Origin of the sequence: Verrucomicrobium spinosum DSM 4136 = JCM 18804, assembly GCF_000172155.1 — a bacterium.
GTDB classification, from domain to species: Bacteria; Verrucomicrobiota; Verrucomicrobiia; order Verrucomicrobiales; family Verrucomicrobiaceae; genus Verrucomicrobium; species Verrucomicrobium spinosum.
Genome location: NZ_ABIZ01000001.1, coordinates 3,459,084 through 3,483,564, shown reverse-complemented (window position 1 = coordinate 3,483,564; position 24,481 = coordinate 3,459,084). Strand labels below are relative to the sequence as shown.

3 protein-coding genes are annotated in these 24,481 nt (G+C 58.9%); all 3 read right to left on the bottom strand.

Translation table 11 applies throughout. The annotated features are described in order from the left end of the window. Nucleotides 1-10: 10 nt before the first annotated feature. Complete coding sequence (locus VSP_RS42265) at nucleotides 11-21,028, bottom strand: autotransporter-associated beta strand repeat-containing protein (RefSeq protein ID WP_009961343.1); 21,018 nt, start codon at nucleotides 21,026-21,028, stop codon at nucleotides 11-13. Between the two features lie 728 nt (nucleotides 21,029-21,756). Beyond that, the gene (ligD, locus tag VSP_RS13995) at nucleotides 21,757-22,692 is read right to left on the bottom strand and encodes a non-homologous end-joining DNA ligase (RefSeq protein ID WP_009961341.1); all 936 of its coding nucleotides are present in this window, start codon (nucleotides 22,690-22,692) and stop codon (nucleotides 21,757-21,759) included. A 4-nt stretch (nucleotides 22,693-22,696) separates the two neighbouring features. Continuing rightward, nucleotides 22,697-24,451: a non-homologous end-joining DNA ligase gene (gene ligD / locus VSP_RS13990; protein WP_009961340.1), complete on the bottom strand. Its 1,755-nt coding sequence runs from the start codon at nucleotides 24,449-24,451 to the stop codon at nucleotides 22,697-22,699. Nucleotides 24,452-24,481: the final 30 nt, after the last annotated feature.

Sequence of the window (24,481 nt, the reverse complement as noted above, 5' to 3'; positions counted from 1 at the left end):
GGCATCCCGTTCACCGGCGACGGCGGCGGCGAGTAATCATCACCAATCCGACTAGCAACAGGAGCGCCCGACTTGGCTCAGGCACCGCCGTCACAATCAAGATGCCTTGTGAGGCAAACAATGAGGTGTCCCAGCGATAGCCACCGCCCAGGGTGGGCAGATCCAGATCAGTGCCGCTTTCCCCACCCACACGAAGGCGATCTCCCACGTTCAATGACCCGGCCAGAGTCCCCACCCAATCCATGAGATTGAACACATCGCCGATCTGCGCGCTATAACCAGTGCTCACGACCGAGAACTTCGTGCCCGTTACCGTCAAGGTGCCGTTGATCTCCAGGTGATCGTGGGCGTTCGGTGTGACTGGCTCCGCCAGCAGACTGCTGTAGGTACTCGGTAAGGCGGCCACACGGCTGTCATAAGTCGAATCGACCAGTCCATCATTGTTCAGGTCGTAGGCAGTCAGGCCGTAGTCCACAAAAGAGGCGCGGAAGATCTGAAGGGACACGTTGGCGTTCTCGAACTTCGTGTTGCCATTGAACGTGAGGGTTCCCGTAGATTCTCCTGCCAGATCCCCCGGCTTGAGGTTCCCGGAAATCAAATGCTGCGTGAACCCAGCTCCCTTGCCTTGGACGACGCCCGTCCCCGCGAGAGTTGCCCCAGACTGCACGATGATGCCTCCCGCGTTGTTGTCTGCTCCCGTGTCACCAATGCCATTGCGTCCCACCTGAAGGACCCCCGCGGCCACGGTTGTCGTGCCAGTGTAGCCATTGTTGACCGTCATGGTGGCCCAGCCGTCCCCAGCCTTCACCAAGTTGAACTTGCCTGTGCCCGCCTGAGCCTCATCGGGACGTACCAAGTGACTGGCGAGGTTCCCATCCTGGAAGAGGGCATCCCACTGCGCTTCGTACGTTGACGGGGTGGATTGAGTGATGGTCAGAGAGGCGGTTGTGTTGGAACCGTTCTCGATGACTTCTGTGCTCTGAACTCCCGTTCCGCCCTGAGTCCAGAGCGATCCGATCGTGGTGTCAAACCCGGCAATTTGCAGACGGGAGTTGAAGTTCATGATCACATCATTGGCCATGCCCAGGGCATTCGTGCTGCCCACTCGCACGATGGCGTTCTGGTCATCATCATAGCTCGTGTTGGAACTGATGATGGCGTCCCCGGTCCAGGCCGAGTTGTTGCCATTCAGATAAAAATAGGTCCACATCTCTCCAACGGAGCTGTCGGAAGCCAACACCCGGAAGAGGATATTGCCAGAAGTGCTGGCACCGTCCTTGATGTCACCATTGAAGGACATGTGAACATAGTTTCCTCCAGGGGCGGTCGTGCCGTCCTCCAGTATGAAGGTCACGTTGTCATTCAGCTCAATGTCCCCGTTGAACGCCAGATTGGCGAAAGGAACGCTGTCACTAATGCTGATGCCGCCGATGCGCTTTTCCTGCAGCGGGCTGTACCGCACCACGATATCGTGGTTGATCTCATAGTTCCCCCAGCCGTTCTCGGGATGCAGCATCAACTGGGCCGTCCCTCCAGCAGGCATGCTGTCGTTGCCCATCAGGATGGGAAGGGTGCCGGTCCCCAGCGGATTGCCCTGGCTGCCGGCCAGCACGCGACCTTCATTGATGATGAGCTGCCCCTTCCAATCCGGCGAGTTTTCGCGGAACTGAACGGTCCCAGTGCCCTGCTTGATGATCGTGCCATTGCCCGTGATGAAGCCGTTTGCCCCATCGAAGTTCAGCACGAGTTCGCTGATGGCATTGAAAATCAGAGTGCCGCGCACGTCCAAAACACCATTGAGACGGATCTGCCGGGCGGAGTTGTTTCCGGTTGAGTCAATGCCGCCAGTCGTCAGTGTGTTGTTTCCTTCGAAGACAAACCACTCGTTGATCCGGACCTGGTTGGTGTTGGAACCGGTGGGCCGGACTATCAAGCTGGTGCCATTCTTCATGTACGTCGCATCGAGATAGCTCTCATTGGTTCCAAAGGGATCAATGGTGGCATCGGAACCAGGCTGACCCTCCACGATGACAGTTCCCGACTCGACGATGGTCATCCCGCTATAAGTATTGGCAACGCCATCGGTATTCGTTCCCGTGCCGCCCAGACCAAACTGAACCGCCCCATTGGCCCGGATGATGAGATCTCCGTCACCCTGGCTGCCGGCATTCTCAGGAGCAATCACTGAGCGCAAGATCAACACGCCACTGGGATCCGACACCTCAAGGGCGCCCCCACTGCTCCCCAAGGTGATACCCCGGTTCAGGTTGATAGAGTTATTCGCGGTAGTCCCGGTGAATCTCAATGCACCACCATTGAAGTAGAGTTGATCCCCCACGACTGAACCCGGATCTGCACCAAGACGGGACACGATGCTGTCCACCGAGAGGATGGCCCCGTTAAGCAAGGTCTTGCCAGAGAACGTGTTGGTTGCGCTCAGGCGAACCACACCTGCTGCATTGACCTCCGCCGGGGCGCCCGAAGTGGACTTGGCCCCATTGATCACCAGGTTGTAACTGGATCCAGAGATCGGTGTGGCGATCTCGAGCGTCCCCGTGCCGTAGTGGTGAAGAATCAGCTCCGTGGTGGAACCCGTGAGATTACCGGTGCCGGTGATGGTCTTGTTCGCCCCGCCGACCTGGCTGGAGACCAGAATACCGCCTGAACTCACCGTCAGGTTGTTCGCGCCCAGATTGATGGTGCTGTCTGCGGCCACATCGAAGTGAATGGAGTTCACCGCCAGAGACGCGCCCAATGTGCCGGTGAACCCGGTGGAACCTGCCGTGTTGTTCTCAGAGACGTTCTCCCCCGCCAGCCAAGTGGACACATCATTTTTCTCCTGGCCAGCCGGACGAGCAAAGGAAACAACGCGAACCGAGCCGGTGGTGTTAAAGAAGGCGAAGTCGTTGGCCTGGCCCAGGGCATTACCATAGGTGGCCCATCCCTGGAGGGTATCCATAATGCCAGCAGTGTTGGTCTGGAAGGTGAGCACTGCAGAGCCACCGCCCAGCGGATCCACCTCCACAAAGTTCACCGTACCACCAGCCGACCGGGTCAGCGCGGAACCGCTGCCACCAATGGCAAGGGAAGTATTAAACGCCCCCGTGCCCGATCTGGACTCTACCGCCACCTCACTGCCGCCGCGGCTCACCGCGATGGCCCCGGTCATCGTCTGAGCCGTCGCCGCCTGGTCATTCCCCAGGAGGTGCAGGGTGCCGCCGCCCAAGGTCAGGAGCGTTGCCCCATCCACGCGATTCGTATTGAGCCCGGTGGAGCCGGTGCCGTAGTCAAATACCAGACGACCTGAACGCACAGACAGACGATCGGCGTTGCTGCCACCTGCGAGGCTACCAGAGAGGATGACATTGCCGCGGCCGACCTTCGTGTAACCTCCGTTGCCCGCGACTCGGTTGAAGCGCGTTTGGAATTCCACCGTGCCGCCAGCGGCAGCGTAGAGGTTCACACTGCGGGAGTTGAGCTCGATGGTGCTCAGTGCCGAGCCATTGCCAAAGTAAACGGTTCCGGAAGTGTTTTCACCGCCAATAAGGAAGGTACCCGTCGAGGAGTTATTCACCCGCCACTGCCCCATGTTGAACCGCTGCTGATCCTGCGTCAGGAGGAGGCTGGTACGGGAGGTTCCACCCGCTTCCGTCACATTGGTCCCCATGATGAAGCCTGTCATCCCAGAAGTTGGATCGCCAGCACTCTGAAGGACGGCATTGGAGTTGCCATTGGGGATGCGGGACAATGCAGTGTCGGTCCAGAATCCAGCTCCATCGTTACCGACCGCGTTCGGGTCATACATGAGACGCAGGTAGCCGCGGTCCAGAATGAGGCGACCCGCAGCGTTGTACTGGCTGTACATCACGACGTTGGTGTCATCCCGCCCCCCCACATGGAAGCGCATCACCTCGTTTTCATTCACAAGCCCGCCACCGGTGGGCTGGAGGGTTACGGTACCGCTCACGGCCCCGGAGGCCTTGTCGCGCACCTGTCCGTATAGCAAGAAGATGTTGTTGGTTTGATCGGAGGCGGTGGAAACGATGCGGGAGTCGCTGAAGTAGATGTCATTGGTAATGGCGGTGGTTCCTCCAAAGATATTTCCTTCCACCCGGAGTACCGAGTTGCTCTCTGCCCGCAGGCGGGGAAGGAACAAGGCGTGGCCCAAAGCATCCACGTTGTCGATTTCAACGTCCCCGGCCCAAGTATTGACCTGGCCGCTTCCGCTCAAGCTGCGGAGGACGATCTGATCGCCGCTCAGCACCCTGGCGGTGATCTTCGACCCCGCCCCCTGGTTGGTTCCGCCCGCGATGATGAAGTTGCCCAATGCATCCACGTACACTTGCTTGGAGTTCCCCAAGGCCTGATTGTTGAGGGCAATCAGGGAGCCCTCACTGACGTACGTGTTGCCACTGTAGGTGTTCGCGCTTTCCAGTAACAGGTTCTGGAAGCCGGTCTTGCTCAATCCACCTGTGCCGGCAATTCGGGTACGGATCTCCAGGCTCGAACCCTGATAGGTGCCGTCCGTGGGTCGGAAGAATCCTCCGTTGCTCTGAATGATGGCCTCATTGGCTCCGAAATCCAGTGTGCCGCCTCCTTGAATCACCATGCCAGTGCCGTTGTTGGCGGACCCCATGGAGGCCGCAATGATCATTCCGGACTCAATGGAAACAGTGGCTTCGCTATCGATGGCGAGGGTGACCGTGGTATTTTCCTGATCCACCAACGTGCTCTGATCCTGACCGAAGCCCCCGGTCTGATTGTTGTTTTGCAGGTTCCCGAGGCGCAGCGCATTGATGCTGATGGAATTCCGGGCCACGGTGTACATCTCACTCAGATTCACGTTCTGACCGGCAATCAGTGAGGTCGCGTACTCGTTGGAATTCAAGGGACGCAGGATGTTTCCTGCATCCAGTGTCATAAAGTGAGTTCCTGTGAACTGCTGACGGTTGCGCTCTTGGGAGAGATAATCCGAAACACGGAAGTCCGACGCATAAGGCGCGATGCCGCCGAAGATGCCCCGGGCAATCGCCTTGTCCGTCAGCCCCGTGCCCGCTCCGACGAGTGCGAGACCGGCAGGATTGTTCACCACCACACGCACACTGTCACCGATGCTGTTGGTGCTGAACGTGGAGGTGGAATCGAAGCTACGGAACTTCAGCACGGCCCCCTCGCTGCGGCTGATGTTACCGATCGTGAGTGTCAGGCTCTGGTTGAGATCCACTGCCTGATCAAAGAGATCAAAGTCAATGAAGTTCGTACCACGATTGATGCTGAGAGTGGAGCCCGCTCCGGTGGCGATGCTTTCACTGGAAGCTCCCGTATTATAGGGACGAATCTCAAGATAACCCCCGTTCATCACCAGGCTCGCGGAGTCGTTGATCCGGTTGCCATTGGGCCCCACTGTGGTGGTACCGGAGCTGGCATCCAACGTATCAGAATTGTCCAGCATCAGATGTGCATTGCGCTCAAACTGGACCTTGGAGGTCCCCGATAGCGCCCCGGCAGGTCCAGAGAGCACGGTTCCCCAATAGTCGGCATAGCCTTGGGAAAGATCGTAGAACGGGAAGGTGCCGAAGGTGCCGCGTGTGAGATAGGTGGCCCCGGTGAAGGTGCTGTTCCCAGTCAGGCGCAGCTCACGCGATCCTAGCTTGGCAAAACCGCTGTTGCCAGTGAGTGAGCCACTGATGACCAGCTTGTTGGGCACTTCACTCAAGATGCCGCTGAGAGCGGTGGGCGAAGTGACGTTACCACCTTCAATGTTGAAGAAATTCAGAGTGGCATCCCCCTCCAACGTGATTTCGCCGGAAAGGCGGGTGACGATGGGCGCACGACCGCTGGCGACATCGGAGTGGGAGTTCGTGTCACCTCGTACTTCGATGTAGCCGTTGTTCAGGGTAATAGGCACGTCATTGGTCTGGCCGACGGTGTTGTTCTGGTTGTTGAAAACCAGCTTGGCCCCAAATATGGGGTTCAAGGTGTTCGTCACAGCATCAATCGTAGGACCACCATAGGCCACAACGACTCGTTGGATCTGGGAGGCTCTCAGCAAAGTGGGTGCGTAAAGCTGGGCATCAGACGCAGCGGAGTCCAGCACACGCATTTCATCCAGGAAGACGCGTCCCTCGGCTATCGTGAGCAGTCCCATGCTGGTGATATCGACATTGCGGAAGATCCAGCCATTGGCCCCGATCTTGGTGAGGTTGAAGCCATTGCCTTTGAGCGTGGCTTGCTGCCAGTTGTGCCAGTTGGCATTGGGATCGATGTCAAATGCCGACAAAACGGTGGCCCGTCCGTCGAACCGGCCATCCGTCGTGCCTTGATAGCTGCCACCGATGCTGGCATTTCCCGTGAGCTCAATATGGGAGATGAATGCGGAGCCTCCCCCCAGGTTGGTGATGGCACCGTAGTTGGAAGAAACCCCCGTCCCGCTGATCTGGAAGATCTCACGCGAAGTGGCAGTTTCATCGGCAACATTCAGATCCTGATCATTGAGATCAAAGGTCGCACCCGACTGGATGACGGTTTCATTGCCAACCCCACCCGCGCCAAATCCGCGAACGCTACCTGCCCGCAGAATACCCGCCGTGGCAGTGATCTTGCCCGTGAGCGGTGAACCCAGAGTGTTCGCATCCAAGAAGTTTCCGCTAAGAACCAGTACACCGCTGCCCGACTTGGTGAACCCACCCGTACCCAGCAGCGCACCGGACAGCGTCAGAGTCGTGTTCGTCTGCGCCTCGACAATATTGTTCGTTCCAGTGAACTTGATGGGACCAGAAAACGTCCCACTTACAGCGGTGGCCGCAGTGCTGATGAGGAGGCGCCCCCCGTTGTTCATCAGAATCGATTCCCCGGAACTGCGAGAGTTCAGGATCTCCACAATTCCACCAGAGTTGACCTCGGTGTAACCTGTGTTCGTGTAGAAGCTTCCAGCGGCACCCAGCGCGCTATTGTGGTTCACCACCAGCCTGCCGGCGTTGACTCTAATCACCCCCGAATAGGCACTGTTGTCACCACTGAAGGTAAGAACGTTGGTGTTATCCTTCACCAGCAGGCCGCCGCCGGGCGTGTTGGCATCCAGATCCACCGTCGCCAAGCTGGTGATGGCCCCCGAGTAGATTTGATCGGTAGTGGTGTTCCACCGCAGAGTTGCCCCGGTGAACAAGTCAAGAGCCACGGCACTGTTGCCTAGCGTACCGGTCGCGCCGCCGTTGCCGATCTGCACCATCCCCGCCGCGATGAAGGAGCGCGCTGAGAAGGTGTTGTCTCCTGAAAGCACGAGAGTGCCGGTTCCAGACTTGAGAAGACCAAGACCTGTACCACCATTGTTGATGATGCTGGAGTTGATCTCCAGGATGCCCGCGCCGTTATGGATGACCGTCAAGTTGCTGCCGCTGGAGGCAGTTGTATTGACCGCGATAGTGCCGCCATTGAGGAGGATGGTGTTGGCCCCTGCACCGGGTGTCACCAGGAGTCCGCCAGAATCAAGAATCACCGCGCCGAGATTCAGCGTGATGTTGGATGCGGTGTTGAACCGCAGCGTATTGATTTGGCCAGACTCCGTGGCGTTCGTGGTCACGTTGACGTTGCTGTTGTGCACCCAGACATCATTGGAGTAGCTGGTAAATGCCGTGATCAAGCCATCTGCGGCGTTTGTCGAATTCTGAGCCCAGTCGGTGCCATTAACAGTGATCCAGCCTCCAATGATGCCATTGGTATTGGTGTTGTCCGTGGTGGCAATGTCGCCATTCTGGATGTCCAGAGAAGAGCCCGCCTGGCGGGAGATCGCGTTGAGATTGATCCGGGAGGTGGCACCCCCACCCGTACGGATAATGCGATGGGCACCCTCAAACATCGCAAAGCTCCCTATCGTCTCAACGTGCGAGCCTCCACGGAGCTCTAGCGTCGCGCCGGGACTGCGACTGCCGCCGAGCCTGACAATGGCGGTATCCGCGATGCGCGAGGTATTGGGCGTACCAAGAGTGTAGTCCAAGGCCAGAGTTCCCCCCTCTACCCGGATCGTATCGCTGGCCGCCGTGCCGTTTAGCAGCGTATTCTGCCCTGCCAGCACCAGCGTGCCGAGGCCTCGCTTGATCAACAGCGGGTTCGCGTTGGCGGACGTTCCACTGACCACCCCCGTCAGAGTCAGGGAATCCGAGGCACCGAGCACGTTCACCTGATGGCTCGAGCCATTGAGAGTGAGGCCACCCGCGAAGGTGCTTACACCCGAGCCGCGGATGTTTCCGGTCGTGATGGTGACAGCCTCAGCCGCAGCATAGTTTACGCCGCGGAATTCCAGGGTGGCGTTGGTTCCGTTGATCGTTGTGCCACCGGTCGTGTTGCCCAGGCCGTTGTTTTGAGTGACCACCAAGATGCCGTCTGAGATGGTGGTGAGTCCGGAGTAGTTGTTGGAGCGGGTCAGCACCCAGGTCCCCGCGTTGGCTTTCGTCAGAGCGGTGAAGTCGCTGCCAGAGGTGGGACCGTCGCCAATAGAAAGACCGAAGACGTTGTCATTGCTGTTGAGACCTGCGCTGAGGCCTGTGGTGCCGCCAGTATTGGCACCGCCAAGGGTGAGCGTACGAGCCCCGGCACCAGACATGTCCACACTTCCGGTTCCGTTGGTGAAGCTGTAAGTGGCCAGCGGGCTGGTGCTGCTGTTACTGATGGTGGCCCCTGCCGTCCCAACCGTGAACTGGCGATCTGTGCTAAAGGAAGTGAACCCTGAGTTGGCATTCGTGGACGGATCGAGCGCCACGAACTCCAACGTGCCACCATTGATGACGAGATCCGCTGCCGTAGGCGAGGCTCCGCCCATGCCGATCCCACTGGCAGCCCCATTGTTGGCGAGACGCCAGATGCGCAGCGTACCACCAGAGATGGTGGTGGTACCGGTATAGGTATTGAGCCCATTGAAATCCTGCCGGTTGGCACCCGTCTTGGTGATGCTGCCAGCAGTGGTGCCATTCTGAATCACCCCGTTAAAGGTGGTATCCGTGGTGACATTGAGAGTCAACGCCGTACCGTCCAGGGTGATGGTTGAACCCACCTGACCGGATACACGCCCCATGGTTTCCGACGCATTGCGGAATTCCAGCACCGCCCCCATACCCGCGGTATTTGCGAGCGTGACCAGCAGCCCATCATTGAGCCGGTTGTTGCTGCCAGCGAGAAGGCGGACGCTCCCGCTGTTGATGGTGAAACCGCTGTTCAGCGTGTTGAGATCGTTGTTAAAGATCAGCAATCCGTTGCCATTCTTGGTAAGCGCGAAGTTTCCAGAAACCAATCCATTGAGCTGCAAACTTGCCCCGGCATCCACCTGCATGGCACCGGCCACCGCCAGGGTGACCGTCCCCGCGAAGGTGCTGGTGCCGCTGGAAGTGCGTAGCACTGCAGCGGAATTGTTCATGGTCAGAGCTTCCGCCGTAGTATAGTTGACGTTCACCAGATCCAAGGTGGCGTTGTTGAGCGTCGTGACCCCGGTTGCTGAACCCAAAGCGTTGTTGGAAGTCACGCGGAGGCCGCCCCCGCCGCCAATCGTCGTAAGTCCGGTGTAGGTGTTGGAGTTGGAAAGCTCCCACACGGACGTTCCGGACTTGGTCAGACTGACCACTGCGGAGCCGTCGCTGATCACCCCTCCAAAGACGTTGATGATCGGGCTATAAGGCCCAATGGCCACCAGCACGCCTGTGTTCCCACCCAAGGTAAAGGTTTTGGCTGTGGCTGCGGTTGCGGAGACAGAAGAAGATGCATTGAAAACAAGCGCACCGCTACCGCTGGCCTCAATAGTCCCGCCGCCGGCGGCTCCAGCAAGCTGAAAGACACGAGACGCGGTATTTCCTGATCCCAAATAACGGAGGGTGCCCGTATCGCCGCTATTGCCGAGGATCACCGTACCGTTCGTGCCGATCGAGCTATTGGCCCCCACCAGTCCAATCGACATCACTTCCACCGTGCCCTGACGGATATCCACCCCACCCCCAAAGGAGTTATTAGTGCCATAGAGGCTGAGCGTTGTCGCAGTGTTGGTTTTGACTACCGATCCAGTGCCCACTCCTGTATCAGCAATGGTGCCAGAGTAGTAGCTGGAGGTGTTTGTCGTGCCGACGAGACCACTGAGGGTCAGAGCAGCCCCATTATTCAACACCACCCGTCCACCACGGTTCGATCCCAGTAACCCCAGGGTCTCCGCAAAGTTAAACTGAACTGTCCCCTGTCCCGCCACATAGAGTGCACTGCTGTCTGCGATGGCTCCTCCGCTGCGGTCGAAAACCAAGGTTCCGCGGTTAACCACAGTGCTGCCGGTGTAGGTGTTGTTCGCCTGGAGCGTGGTGATGCCGGAACCGTTGTGGAGCAGCAATCCGCCCCCGGAGATCACGCTATTGGCGGCGAGATCGCGATTCAGGCTGCCAGCAAGATCAATAACAGAGTTGTTCTCCAGCCGCAGAGCATTGGTGGCGCTGTCGATCAGGTCCCCCGTGAGTCTGAGATAACCCGCCTGGGAAAAGACCCTGGCAGTCTGACCATCTGTGGTCGTGGCAGCACCCGCCGTGATGGAGCCTGAGTACTCTACGACGTTCTGAACGTTCTTCACCAATTGGGCGTTGGACGTAGCCCCGTTAAGGACAAAGTTGTTGGTCAACACCACATTGTCCATCCGGTTCACTCGCAGCGTGGAAGCCGAACCACCATTCGCGCTGATTGTGATCGTCCCCGTTCCCAGATCGCCGCTGAACCCTTCAAGCCCAAGGTGGACGGCGGCATTGCCCGAACCCGCCACACCGATCGCAACCGCTCCGCTGAACCCGGAGTTGTTCTGGCTCACGTAGTTGGTATTCTGCATGAATGTGAGGCTGCCCGCTCCGCTAAGCTGATGGTGGAATGCGCTGTCGAAGTTCCGGCGCATGAACAGCGAAGACCCGGCTTCAATGGAAATCGCGCCCACGGAACCGTTGTTGTAGTAAACGCCCGCGCCGACGTTGCCCGCTGTGTTATTGCCGATGTTGACGACCGAGTTTCCTTTGATCAGCAGGTCGCCAAAGTTCGATGCCGATTGGAAGGTGGCTGTCCCGCCCCCCTGCACCGTGATATCCGCAAGGGTGCCGTCTGCTTCCATGCCTGCAATAATGGATGAAGCCGTATTGAAGATGGCCGAGCGTCCGGCTGCCACTTGAATGGTACTGTCAGCAGTGAGCCCCAGGATGGTGCGGAACGTCGCATCGCCCGCGCCGGCGACGGCAAGCGTGCCGCCGAGCAGATGGATATTTTCATCCACGTTTCCGGCCCCGGTCAGCGCATAGGATAGCGTGGCACCCGAGGCCACGGTCGTGATGTTGTTGGTGGCACTGCCGAGGCCTGCCACGTTGTTGGTCTGCAAGGTTCCTCCCAGAAGCCGCGTGCGGCCGGTGTAGGTGTTCGCGGCATTGAGGTTGACCAGATTGGAACCCGTCTTTTCCAGCCATCCATACCCACTGATCACCCCAGTATGGTCGGTGGAGGCTGCGGTGTTGAAGACCAGCCCACCACGGTTGTCGATGGTGGACGTTCCCAAAATGGAGCCCGAGACGCCATTACCAATCTGGAGCACGCCCCCGAGGATGAAGGTGGTCCCAGTGTAAGTGTTGGCTCCGGTGAGGATGACATTTCCGTTACCGCTCTTGGTAAAGTGGCTGGCAGTACCGCCGATGATCACGGCGTCGATCTCCAAGTTCCCATACGGATTCAGCTGATGAACGATGACGTCAGTTGACCCCGTAGCACCCAGAGTGGTCGCAGCCCCTCCTTTGAGGATGCGAACCGTGTTTGCTCCCACATTGCCCGTGACAAGGATACCGCCACTGGAGATGTCCAGATTCGAGTTGAGCGTCAAATCGATGGCTCCACCTGCATTCGTGTTGAATCGCAGCGTGCCCGTTTGGGTTTCCGCAGTACTCTGTGTGGTGGTGATATCAGTGTGCAGGCTGGTGCCAAAGGCATCAGCGGAGTAGCTCACCCCCAGAAGCCCAGAGATGGCCGTTCCTGAACCATTGGCGACTGCCCAGGTACTGCCGCCGTAAACGGCATAGCCACCCAGAATGTTCAGCCCAGACACATTGGACTGGATAGTCTCTGCGGACGTGTTGTTCACGTAAAGCGCCGATCCCGCAATCCGGGTGATCGTCCCCAGTGCCAGCCGGGCGGTGTGATTCTCAAATCCAGCCGTGCCCCAGCGGAAGATGCTGGTAGCCCCAGCCCCCAGAGTAGTGTTCCCGGCAGTCTCCGTGCCAAGCAAGCCCCTCATGTCTATGGTGGTGCCATTGAAGGTCATGGCCGTGGCCCCAAGGATGTTGTTTCCTCCCGTCCCGCTCTGATCCAGAATGAGGGTGGCATTGGTGATGGTGGTGGCTCCGGTGTAAGTATTGGCTCCGGTCAGTGTGATGGCACCACCCCAGTTGTTGGCGGAGCCGATCGTCAAGCTCCCGCCAGTTCCGATGATATTGCCACTGAATACTCTGCCATTGGGGCTGGCCAACGTCAGAGCGCGGGCCGTTCCGGCGTTCAGATTCACCGTGCCAGCGCCTTCGAGGGAGGCGATCGTGTCGTTCTGTAGCAATCTGTACTCGGCACCCGCATCCACAATCATCCGCAGAGAGTCAGCAAACACGTTGGCGACGTTGGCATCCACCCGTCCTGCGCTGATTCGGAATGAACCGGTGAAGGTACTCGCACCTCCCAAGGTCAGAACACCAGCCCCCTGTTTGACCACGCTGCCATTCCCGCTGATCACACCGCCATAGCTGGTGTTTCCATCGGAGAGAGTAAGCACCGCTAGACCAGTGCCCAGGCTGACGTTGCCACCGGTGCTCCCACCGCCCGCGAGGGTGCCGATGGTTTCGCTAACACTGTTGAGATTGAAATTCGTGTTTGCCCGGTTCTCAAAGGTGACGACAAGGTTGTCCGCCAGGCTTCCGCGAAAGTCTGCGCCATACACGGAACCAACCCCAGTCGCACGTCCTGCAACGCCCAAATAGACGGTGCCTCCATCTGCGCCAGAGGTCCCAATGCGAAGTCCACCGGTGAAAGTGTTGGCACCGTAGAGCAGCAGGTTGCGGTTGCCACCCGTGATGGTGAGCGAACCCGCCCCTTCAATAACCCCTCCAAAGGTGGAGTTCGTAGCGCTGCTGGACGTCAGGGTCTGACCGCTGGCAATGGTGATCCGCGAAGCACCGTCGCCCCCGACAGCCACGCTCTGTGAGGCTGTGGAGCTTGGAGTGGGTGCAAAGGTGTTTACGCCCTGATAAGCAAAGTTGCGGCCACCGCCAATCAACGCGCCCACCGTTTCAGACAGAACAACGTTAAACACCGCGGTATTGCGGTTGCTCATCACCAGAGCAGAAGCGTCCGCGATGGCACCCGTGGCATTGTTCACAGTGAGAGTGCCGTCATCCACGCGGGTGAAGCCGGTGTAGGTATTGCCCCCTGTGAGGATCATTTCCCCGGTCCCAGCTTTGATAAAGAAACCAGCCACAGTGCTGTTCTGCATGACGCCCCCAAAGGTGATGGGAGTAGGGTTGTTCGTTTCGACGATTAATCCCCCGACGCTCGCAGTAGCTCCCCCAACTACCACATTTCCGGAGCCCGAGAGCGAGCCAATCTTAAGCACACGGTTGCGACTGTCCGTCACTGAGAAGGTAGCCCCACTGGTCACTGTCACGGCCGCGGTCGGTGCCATCATGCTGCTGGCCAGCACGTTCGCGCCATTGAGGAATCGCTGCCCACGCCCGAGAGCGAGAGTGCCGCTGTTGATGCTGGTGCTGCCCGTATAGGATGCGGGCAACTCAATGGTAAGAGTACCCGCACCGTTCTTCACCACGCTGCCAGATCCGGAAATGACGTTCCCAACCACGAAACTATCGGAACGGTTGAACACCAGGGTGCCTGCATTCTGAACCGCACCACTGCCCAAAGTCCCCGCCGTGCCGCCATCTCCCACCTGCAAGGTCGACCCGGTGCTGATGACCGTGCCGCCCATGTAGTTGTTGGCACCGGTCAGGATGAGGGTGCCTCCTCCTCCCCGTTGGTTGAGAGAACCATACCCTGTGACCTGATTAGCAAGCGTCAGGGAGTCACTGCGATTGAACGCGAGCGTACCGTTCACCACGACGGCGGCTGCGGCCCCACCGAGGCTGCCCGCCGTGCCTCCATCTCCCACCACCAGGGTGCCGTGAAGGACCTGGGTGCGCCCGGCATACGTATTGTTGGCCGTGAGAACCATCGTGCCTGCGCCGGACTTGCTGAAGCCACCGGTGCCCGAAAGCAGACCAGATACGGTGAGGTCAGCGGAAGCACCGGCTGAATCGGCAACCACAAAGTCGCGATAGTAAGCTCCAAAATCAATGTTCTGCGAATAGGTGGCTCCCGCCCCGGTGCCCACATAGCTGTAGTTCGCCGAACCCGTGGAGGTAAGATTCACGGCATAGTTCACATTCACATCACCAAAGCTGAAGGCATCGTGCGCCGAACCAGCCGTCACTGAGGTGACATTTGCAAGAGTCCCCCCACGGTGAACAAAACTGGTGGCAGAGATGCTGCCATTCGTCATGTCCAGCTCACCGCCGTTGAGGTTGACCTGCCCGCGGCTGGAAGCTGTGGCGGTATAGCTGATGTTTCCACCCACGGTCACCACACCTCCGTTGATCGTCAGCACCCCGCTGACATAACCGCCCACGTTGCTTCCCAGGTCTTGGCCGAGCGCGATGTCCCCCGCCACATTGAGATTGCCCCCACCCCAGACCAGAGTCCCGGAGGTCTCGCCCGCGAGGTTTCGTGAGGCCGAGGCCCCCATGCGCCCCAGAACCACTGAGTTAGCGGAAACCTGATTGTCCGCGCTGTTGCCCGTGATCAGCACCCCGGTGGCCACACCGGTGTTGCCACCACTGCTCTTGTCGCCCATCACCAGCTCATCCAAGCTGGCGACCAGGGTGCCAGCAGAGGCATCCAGCACACCCCGGGACCACGTGGCTGTGTCGATCGCATTTCGACCGAGGTACAGATCCGTCACTCCCGGTGCGCCAGCGTCCAACGTCAAGGTGCCCCCGGTGCCGACCGTCAAAAGGCCTAAGCCCTTACGACCGCCGACGGTGATGAGGGGAGTTTGAATTATGGTGTTGCCCGAACCGGTCTGGAGCACACTCTGTGCGACAATGCCGACGGCATTGCTGTCAGAGATCAAGACCTCCGTGGAAGCCAAGATGGTGGCGTTGGTCCCAAGAACCAAGTTGCCAAAAACATCGCCGCTGCCGTTCCCCCCCAATTCCACACCAAGGCGCACGCGTGCCACGTTGGCATTGAGCATCGCGGTGCCCGTGAGATCCAGTTTGCCCTGGGTAATGCCAGCCACGTTGGTGCTACGCACGCCAATGTCCAGATTGTCACTGGTGCCGCTGCCCACCGTGAGGATGCCTCCCGCGGTGCTGTACGTTACCGTCGCGGCTCCCACGTCGGTGGCGGTGTTCACCGTGTTGTCCCCCACGCGCAGACTGCCGAGAATGTCATTGCGATAGCCTGCCAGGCTGCCGTTTCCGCGCTGCCAGAAGAGCGAGCCCTGAAGCATCAGCCCCTGTTGGAAGTTGAGCAGGCCGTTGCTAGTCTTGGTCACGTTGGCCGTGCCCGTAAGCACCCCGCCGATGTTGAGGACGGTCCCTGTGGCCACATCAAGGGTGCTGTTGGTCGCTACATTGACGCCGCGATTGGCATTGAGAGTAAAGCTGGCCGTGGTATTTAGGGTGCCACCATTCAGCGTCAGCCAGTCCCCCACTTCAGTGGTGGGCGCGACGCCCAGATTGGCATCTGCACTGATGGACAGTATTCCTGCGGAGATGGTCACTGGAGCAGTGAAGGTGTTGTTTCCGGCCAGCACCAAGGTGCCACCGCCGGCCTTCACCAGACCGAGCGTGCCGCGATCACCGCTGCCACTCAGCGTGCCATCAATGATGACGGTATTGGCCGTTCCCACGTCCAGAGTTCCGCCAGCGTCGTTGATGGTGACACTGCGCGCGAGAGTGATGGGACGAACCGAAGGCACCCCAGTGGTGCCCGCCGCCACCTGCAAGGTACCGCCGCGCAGGTGCAACGCGCTCGAAGATGCTCCCAGACGCGCGTCCGAGTTGATGATCAGGGTGCCTTCATTCAAGAAGGTGCCGCCAGTATAGGAGTTCACCCCCGTGAGAGTGAGCGTGCTGCCGCCGCTCTTCACCAGGCCCACCACGCCACCTCCGCCGTTGTTCACGATGTCCGTATCCAGCGTCAGCCCGGTGCTGGTAAAGACGTACAGGTTCTGCGCGCTGGTGTCTCCGGCGGTGAGAGAACCGCCGCGGAAGATGCTGGCGTTGGTACCAGATTTGACAATTCCGCCAAGCTCGATGTTGAGCGTGTGAGTGGGAGCCATGGTGATGTCGATGCCATCACCCAGCTTCAGTGCATTGACGTTCCTGCTGGCAGTGGTGGTGACGTCCGCTGCCGGTGCCGCGTTCTGATTGAAGTTCCAGGTGGTTTCCGAACCCGTCTGGTAGTCGGCCGCCTGAGCGGCGCGGACTGAAATCGTACCCGTGCTGTTGTAGATGGCGAAGTCCGATCCGTTCACAAAGGCCCAGCCACCAATCAGTGAGTTGTTTCCTGCTGGGATGGTCGGTGGAGTGGTAAAGACGATGCGGTTGCGCGTGTCGTCGCCGATGCCCGTGCCGTCACCGGTGAAGTTCAGAGTGGCCCCGGCGGAAGTCGCGGGTCCATTGAGCTGCGCGAAGGTTAGCGTGGTGGTCTGGTTGGTAGTGGCACGGTCAGAGCGTACAGTGTTGGCACCTGCCAGGATGTTGAGAGCTCCGACGTTCTCCGCGAAGTTCGTCCCCCCAGCGGCGTCGTTGTCAAAATCAAACGTGCCCCCGCTCATATTCACTGCAGCAGTGTCCAGAAGGCGGTCGGTGTTGTTGTTTGGACTGGCCCGGTTGGCGAGACGGAGCGTGCCACCACCCGCGATGTTGAGGGTGGTCATCCGGTCAAGGTCACCGGCTCGGAAGAGTTGCAAGATCCCCCGCTTCACGGTGAGCGAGCCAGAAATCGCGTTGGTGATCGTCTGGCTGCTGTCTCCTTGCATATCCAGCGTGCCCGCCCCGGTCTTCACGAGGCTGAGAACCCCGCCCCCGGCTCCGTTGCGAATGGTGCCGGCAAAGGTGCCTGCGGCACTCTGCTGAATGGTGAGCGTGGCCGCGTTGGCGCTGGCGTTCTCGATGATGACCCCACCGCCGACCCCATCCACCAGGCCGCGGTTGAGTGACCCGGTGAGAGTGTTGTTGCCTCCAAGCTGAAGCACTGCCCCTGACTGGCCGATATTCAGATCCTGCGGCAGGAAGTCGTTGAGTGCATGGGTGCTGCCCAAGGTGAGCGTGAGATTTGCCACAGTCACCGGCCCCAGGAGTCTTCGATTATCGCCGCTCAGAATGGCGCGATTCGCCAGGAGATCGCTGGCGAAGTTCAAGCCCCGCATCCCGTAGAGATCAGCGGCAAGACTCACAGGATTCAGAGCGGAGGCCCCCCCCATGAGCGAAACACTGCCCGTCTGCACGCCAAAATCGAGGGTGCCATTGCTGATCGTCGAGGCTGCGTTGAACAACACGTTTCCAGATTTCACCCAGAGGTGATTCCCACCCAAATTGAGCGTTGCACCGCCCACCGTGAAACGCAGGGAGTTGATGGCGAGATCGCCTGATAGGGTCGCGTCTCCCCCGATGCTGATGTTTTCATTTGCCACCAGGGTGGAGGCATATTCACCATTGGTCAGCCCCCGGATGCCGTTGACGGTATCATACGTCGCGAAGGTGGTGCCCGTCCCCGTGGCGGAGGAGGAGGTGATGACGGAGGCTAGCACCCCGCCGGTCAGGCGGGTGAAAGGTGCACTCGCAAGGATCAGCCGGGCGGTGTCCGGCCCCGTGGCTGAGCCAAGGTTGGTACCGCGAACCAACACCGTGGTGCCGGTGGTCGTCCAGGTCGTGCCAGTGTTTTGCACAAGAGCAAGTTCCTGCCCTGCGGCGGGATTCAGGGTAAGCGTCACCAGGCCACCCCCCTGGAAAGCGAGACTGCCGATGGTCTCCACAAACCCGCCTGAGCCTACGGACGCAGGTCCGTTGTAGGTCAGGGCCAGATTGCCCATGTTCCCCCCTCCGTTAGTCGTGTTGAAGGTGATGGTGGAGGAGTTGCCCAGACGGTTCAGGGAACCCGCGACAACGTCTGTCGTGCTGCCAACGACGAGACTGGCCGCGCTGGTGGAAAGTCGATTCTGCACCGTGATGCCAGAGCTGCTTGAAATGCTGGCATCGTTCCCGGCCACGACCACCGTGCCGTCGTGCACCGTCGTGGTCCCCGTGTAAGTGTTGGCCGCCGTCAGGGTCAGGGTGCTGAATCCTCGTTTGGCGATGGCAGCCGAGTTTGAAATCACGCCGTCAACCGTCACCGCCGAGTCAAACTGAAGGATGCGGGCCGCAGTGCCCAGATCCCAGTTGCCATTGAACTCCAGGGTGCCGCTGCCGCTCTCCCCAAATACCACGGGAGCATTCGTATTGGCTCCGGTGAAGGAAACGGCATTGTTCAACACCCGGGCGGTGGCGGTGGATGCGCGGAAGCGGATGGTGGTGTTGTTGGTATTGAGGTCAAACACCAGCGCGCCGGTACCGAGAGCGTTGTCATGACCAACCCGGATGACACCTCCATTGTTGGCGTTGCTGAAACTCACACCGCCAGCAAAAGTGTTGTTTCCGTCCAATTGAAGGATGCTGCCCCCGGTCTTCACAATGCCGGCGGTAGCATTGCTGCTGGAACTGGAGATCACGCCGGAAAACGTCGTCTGCACATTGGCGGCGATGGTCCGCATCGCACCGCTGAGATCCGCTGAACCACTGAAAGTAATCGCGCCTGTGAAGGTGGCGGTGGCCCCGGCGGCCAGATTGTCCAGAAACTTGATCTCATTGGCAACAGAACGCGCGGTACCGTCCAGCGCCGTGATGGTGGTGGTGCCGCCGGAGCTATTCCCCAAGGTGAGCAATCCAGTGCCAAAGGCACCGCTGGTGATCGTTGGAGAGCTGCCCACACTGTTCACCCCCACTCGGATGATGCTGTTGTTGAGTGCCGTGTAACCGCCCGTGAAAGTATTGGCCCCGGCGAGTACGACCTCACCGCGAGTGTACGCACCCGAAACCAAGCCATAGGAGCTGCTGTTCTGCACGATGGCTCCGTTTCCAGAGATCACCCCGTTGAGCCGCAGCACCGCGCCGCGAGGAGCGGTGCCGGTGGTGGTGTTCCCCGCCGGGTCGAGGGTCAGGGTGGTGCCATTTGCGAGGGAAATCGCGCCCCCCAGAGTGGTGGTCTGCGCGGCCACCGTTTGCGCAAAAATGCGACCGCTCTGACTGACGGTGATGACGTTGTTAAAGGTGGGTCCTCCCACGTAGGAATCAATCAGCAGGTTGCCACCATTGAGTTGAAGAGCGGCAGAGCCGAACGGGTTGTTCGAACCTGCAGCGGTGCTGCCGATGCCCACCACCGTGCCTTGATCAATGCGAATAGTGCTGGAAGCAGAGAGGTTGTTGGCCAGGGTGACCTGATCAAAGATCAGCCTCCCGGACCCCGTCTTGACGATCGTGGAGGCCAGTCCACCATCAGAGATCTGCCCCACCGCCACGTCCATGGCTGAGTCATAGGTATGGGTGCCGCCACCACTGAGGTTGGTGCTGGTGTACCGTAGCAGCTTCCCCGCGAGGCCATTGACCGTGAGCGTCGTTCCACCGAACCGGGTCAATGATCCATAGGCCACCTCTGTGAAATTGGCGTTGGTGCCAAAGTCGATCGTAGATGAGTCCGTCAGGAACATATTGTTCCCGAGGACAATTGCATTGCTGGTGGCTCCCGTGGAGACGGACTCAGCCGCATACAAGGTGCCTGCTGTGGCACCGAGTGCCTCGCTGGAGCCCCCTGGTGGGATCCAGGTGAGCGTCACCCCGGCACCGCCTGTACCCTGACCGGCCAATACACGGATGTCATGGAGCCCGGCACTCAGCGCGATCGTGGCGGTCACGGGCGTCCCCACCCCTTGGCCGTTGTCGTTGTTGGCAACCGCTACGCCGTCAATATAGAGCCTGGAACCATCGTCCGAGGCGAGCGCAAAGGTGACTGTTCCACCCGTCGCAAGGTTGATCTTGCCCCGGAACTCCACCCCGTAGTTAACCAGCGCAACCTGCCCTGGTAGAGCATTCGGTCCCAGCACGGTCCCGGTGCTCATGGAAGGCAGGTTCATGTTTGCGGTGGTGCCGGTCACCACGCTGGTGAGCGTGCCGAAGTTTACTGAGCTGACAACACCGCCACCACCTGACCCAATGCGAAACGAGGCACCCTGTGTGGTGGTGGCTGCCGTGGGGATCAGTTCCAGCGTCCCACCGCTCAGCGTGATGCTGTCCGTGCCCAGAGGATTGACGCCGGTTGCAACGGCAACCTGCAAAGCGCCTGAGGTCACTGTCGTCCCACCAGTGAAGGTGTTCGCCCCAGAAAGTATGAGGCGTCCTGCCCCAGTTTTGATCAACCCCGTCGAGCCAGCGATGGCGGACTGAATGGTGGCGGTATGGCCCGCCTCAGTCACCGAAATTGTTGAGGCCCCGTTCAGATTCAAGACGTCGGCCAGCGCTGCCGACTGGATGACATAACCATCCACCAGAAACTCAATGGCATCCGCATTAATGCCGGTGCCACCCGTGACGGTCACCTGCCCGCCGGTCCCTTGAAAAAACGCCTGCGTGCTGCCTGCATTGAACCAAGCCGAATTAGGCGCCACATCATCGTTGTTCCAGAAGAGACTGGTCACATCCCAATTGCCTGAACCGCCTGAGTTGGTTTGATCACCCGCAGGGTCCCAGTAGTAGTCCGCCGCTCTCACATGGGCTGGAACCAGCTGGCTACAGACGGCGATAGCGACTGTGATGCCAGCAAGGGAAGAGCGACAGCGGGTGAAAAAGTTCATGAGGGACAAGCGAGGTGAGGAGGACAATTCGAGATGCCGGGCAGTGCTTGGCTCAATGACAAGGTGGGAGCCTATCAACAGAGCCTGCTTTGCCGAGGGGTATCCAAAGGGGGCAAAAGCCAACTTCACCAACACGAAAGTCCTCACCCCTCTCGGGAACGAGTCGCAGGATCGCTTGGAACAGATGGCTTGTACCTACAATGGAGTCACGTCAGCACTGATATACGCGGAAGGGTCCATTTGTTTCAGAAACAACTAATGTGCGCAAGGAATTTGCTTAGCACCACCCAAGCTACGGCTTAGATCCACCACTCAGAATGCGCAGATACTCCATGCACCTGACCGTCAAAGACCACGAGGTGCTCCATGCACGAGTGTTTTTCGGGTTCCCCCGGGTTGGGTGCCCAAGTCCAATCTCCAATTTATATATCGCTCTTGATGAACCGTTTAAACGGCGCGCACTTACCGGATTGATTTAGATTCCCTGATATTTTTCTGTCGCAATGGAGTAGGCGCATGCTTTAACATTGCTCTACTGATCCGCAGTTCGTTTTGTTTGTCAGTCTAGATACAATCAGTTCGCATTTGGCTGTAGAGCCCAATCCAATCTTAATTTTCAACCCTTTTATATCCATACACACACCTAATTGAGCCCCTCACCTTCTGTCAGGTGAGCAACCTTTCTCAAATCTGACGGAACCCTTTCCAAACAAGACAATTGTCTGCCATTAACTCTCAGCCCAGTCCACCCGCCCCAATGTCGGCAGCTTTTGTTTGAGTGTCAGCACCTCGGAAAACAAATCTCCTTTCTCCTTCACCCGCTTCAACACGGCTTTGGTGTCGAAGACCAGCAAGTAGGCTTTTTTCCTCCGCAGGGCATTTTCGAGTTCTGTCCACTCCAAGGGGGTGGAGACGGTGGGGCGGTCTTTAGCACGCAGGGAATAGACTGCTACGGTCGTTTTCGTGTCATCATTCTGGCTCCAGTCGATGAACACCTTCCCCTTCCTCAAAAGGCGCGTCATCTTGGAGACCACCTCATTGGGAAGTTTCGCCGCCATCAGTTGAGCGATGGCCTGAGCCCACTCCTTGGTACGGTCATAGGTGACAGGCGTGTTCAGCGGCAGCACCAACTGCAACCCCTTGGAGCCCGATGTCTTCACAAAAGACCGCAGACCCAGCCCATCGAAGACATCGCGAATACGCACCGCCACCCTAGCGCAGTCCAGCACGTCCGCAGGGGGCCCCGGATCGAGGTCAAACACGAGGGCAGTGGGCCGGGTAAGCGCCCGGGCCCGGTGTTGGAACGGGTGCAATTCCAGATTGGCAATATTCGCCGCCCACACCAAGGAAGGCTCGTCCTGGATCAGGCAGTAGTTGATGATCTCCCCGTTGCCTTTCGCCACAGGCGTGGTCTTGATCCACTCTGGAGCATGGGAAGGGCACTGCTTCTCATAGAAAAAGTTTCCCTCCACACCGTCAGGATACCGCTTCAGCGTGGTGGGGCGGTTTTTCAAATGGGGCAAAAGAACCGGAGCAACCGCGCTATAGTAACTGATGACGTCCCCCTTCGTAAATCCGGTAGCGGGATAGAAGACCTTGTCGAGGTTGGACAAGGTGACCACCTTGCCCCGGATCTTGGCCTGTGTGTGTTGAGAAGCAGGCATCTTGTCAAAGAGTTCTATTGCTCATTCCGTCAGTCCGTTCACGAACGACTTCACGAGCTGGCTTGTCCTCACGCAGGCCAAGATACACCGGCTGCCGCAGTCGCCCGTCACGCGTCCACTCGCCAAACTTCACTTGGCAGACAAGCATCGGTTTCACCCAGTGGCAACGTTTCATTACGGCCGCCGTGATGCCCTGACCGTACCGCCCCTCACGCTCTTCGGGCAAGTCGGAGAACGGGCAAGTGGTCCGTTTGAGCTTGACCATTCGCTGGTGCAGTTCTTTTAGCGTGGCGGTGGTGAACCCCGTGCCCACTTTTCCTGAATAGATCAACTTCCCTCTCTCCCACACGCCCACCAAGAGAGCGCCCAGATGAGAACGAGACCCCGAAGGCTCGGTGTAGCCGCCGATCACAAACTCCTGCTGCTGATGAACCTTGAGCTTGATCCACTCTCCGCTTCGGCGTCCCGGCTCGTAGGAGGACCCCTTCCGTTTACCAATGATGCCTTCCAGGCCATGCTTCTGAACCTCCTTCAAAACAGGTGCTGCATCCTCCCCCAAACTCGCGGAAAAGCGCAGGAGCTCGCTACGAGGGGGCAGCAGAGCCCTGAGCTTCTTCCGCCGCTCCCGGAGGGGCAAGTGTGTCAGAGGCTTGCCGCCCAGAAATAGGATGTCAAAAATATAATAGCACAACAGAGGTTTCTCCCGCCCCAACTCATAGGCCTGTAGCAGCTGGAAGGAGGAGCGCCCTTTGGCATCCAGCGCCACAATTTCACCGTCCAGCACAAACTTTGTTTCCTCCAAATTCATGAGCGCGTGGGCGATTTCAGGAAACTTCTGCGTCAGGTCATGCCGCGTTCTGGAGAGCAGGCAAATGCCGTCGCCCTGACGATAGGCCACGGCGCGAAATCCATCGAACTTGACCTCGTACTCCCAAGCACCTTGTGGTGCCTCATCCACCAGACGTGCCTTCATGGGTTCTATAAAATTCACGCCATCCACCTTCAGAACCTTCAGAACCTTCAGAACTTTCAGAACCTTCGGCTTCGAGAATTCACTCCCGTCGTTCACTTGGTCGCGTGGAACCCCACCAGCTTTCCTGCTCCTGTCCTGAGCTTCGGCTTCTGCCCTCCCTTTTTCATCTGCGTCCCTGATGACGGAGGCCGTACTGTTGCCTTGGGCTGGCTTCTCACCGTTCGCGATCTCGGGCAGAGTGCGCCCAGTGAGGGCTGAACTGGAGACCGCTTTTTTGGTCATCCTGGCATGATTGGGTCCACCTCGTATAATGAGCCAGTTGTCACCATCCCTCAGCCTCACGAGATACCACTCGCCACTCAGCTTTGTACCATGCAAGATGAAGTGAAGCTTGCCCCCTTTCAACTCCTTGGCAGGCGTCTTGCTGAGCGGCTCATAGGTCCCGACATCCCACACCTGTACTGTGCCACCTCCGTACTGCCCTTTTGGAATAGTGCCTTCAAAGTCGAAGTAGGACAAGGGATGATCCTCCACCTTTACGGCAAGGTGTTTCTCAGCATGCTTCAGCGGAAGGCCCTTCGGCACTGCCCAGGAAACCAGCGTGCCTCCAAGTTCCAGCCGGAAGTCAAAGTGCAACCGGGAAGCATCGTGCTGTTGGATCACGAATCTTCTCGCCGACCCAGCCTTTTTCCGCTGCGGCTTGCGAGCGCCCGATTCCATCAGGTTGCCGGAAGGCTCCGCGGTCACATTGAAGTTGCGTTTCCGTTTATACTCCTTGAGTGGCATGGCTGTAGGGGGGGGCTCTTCCGTTCAGGT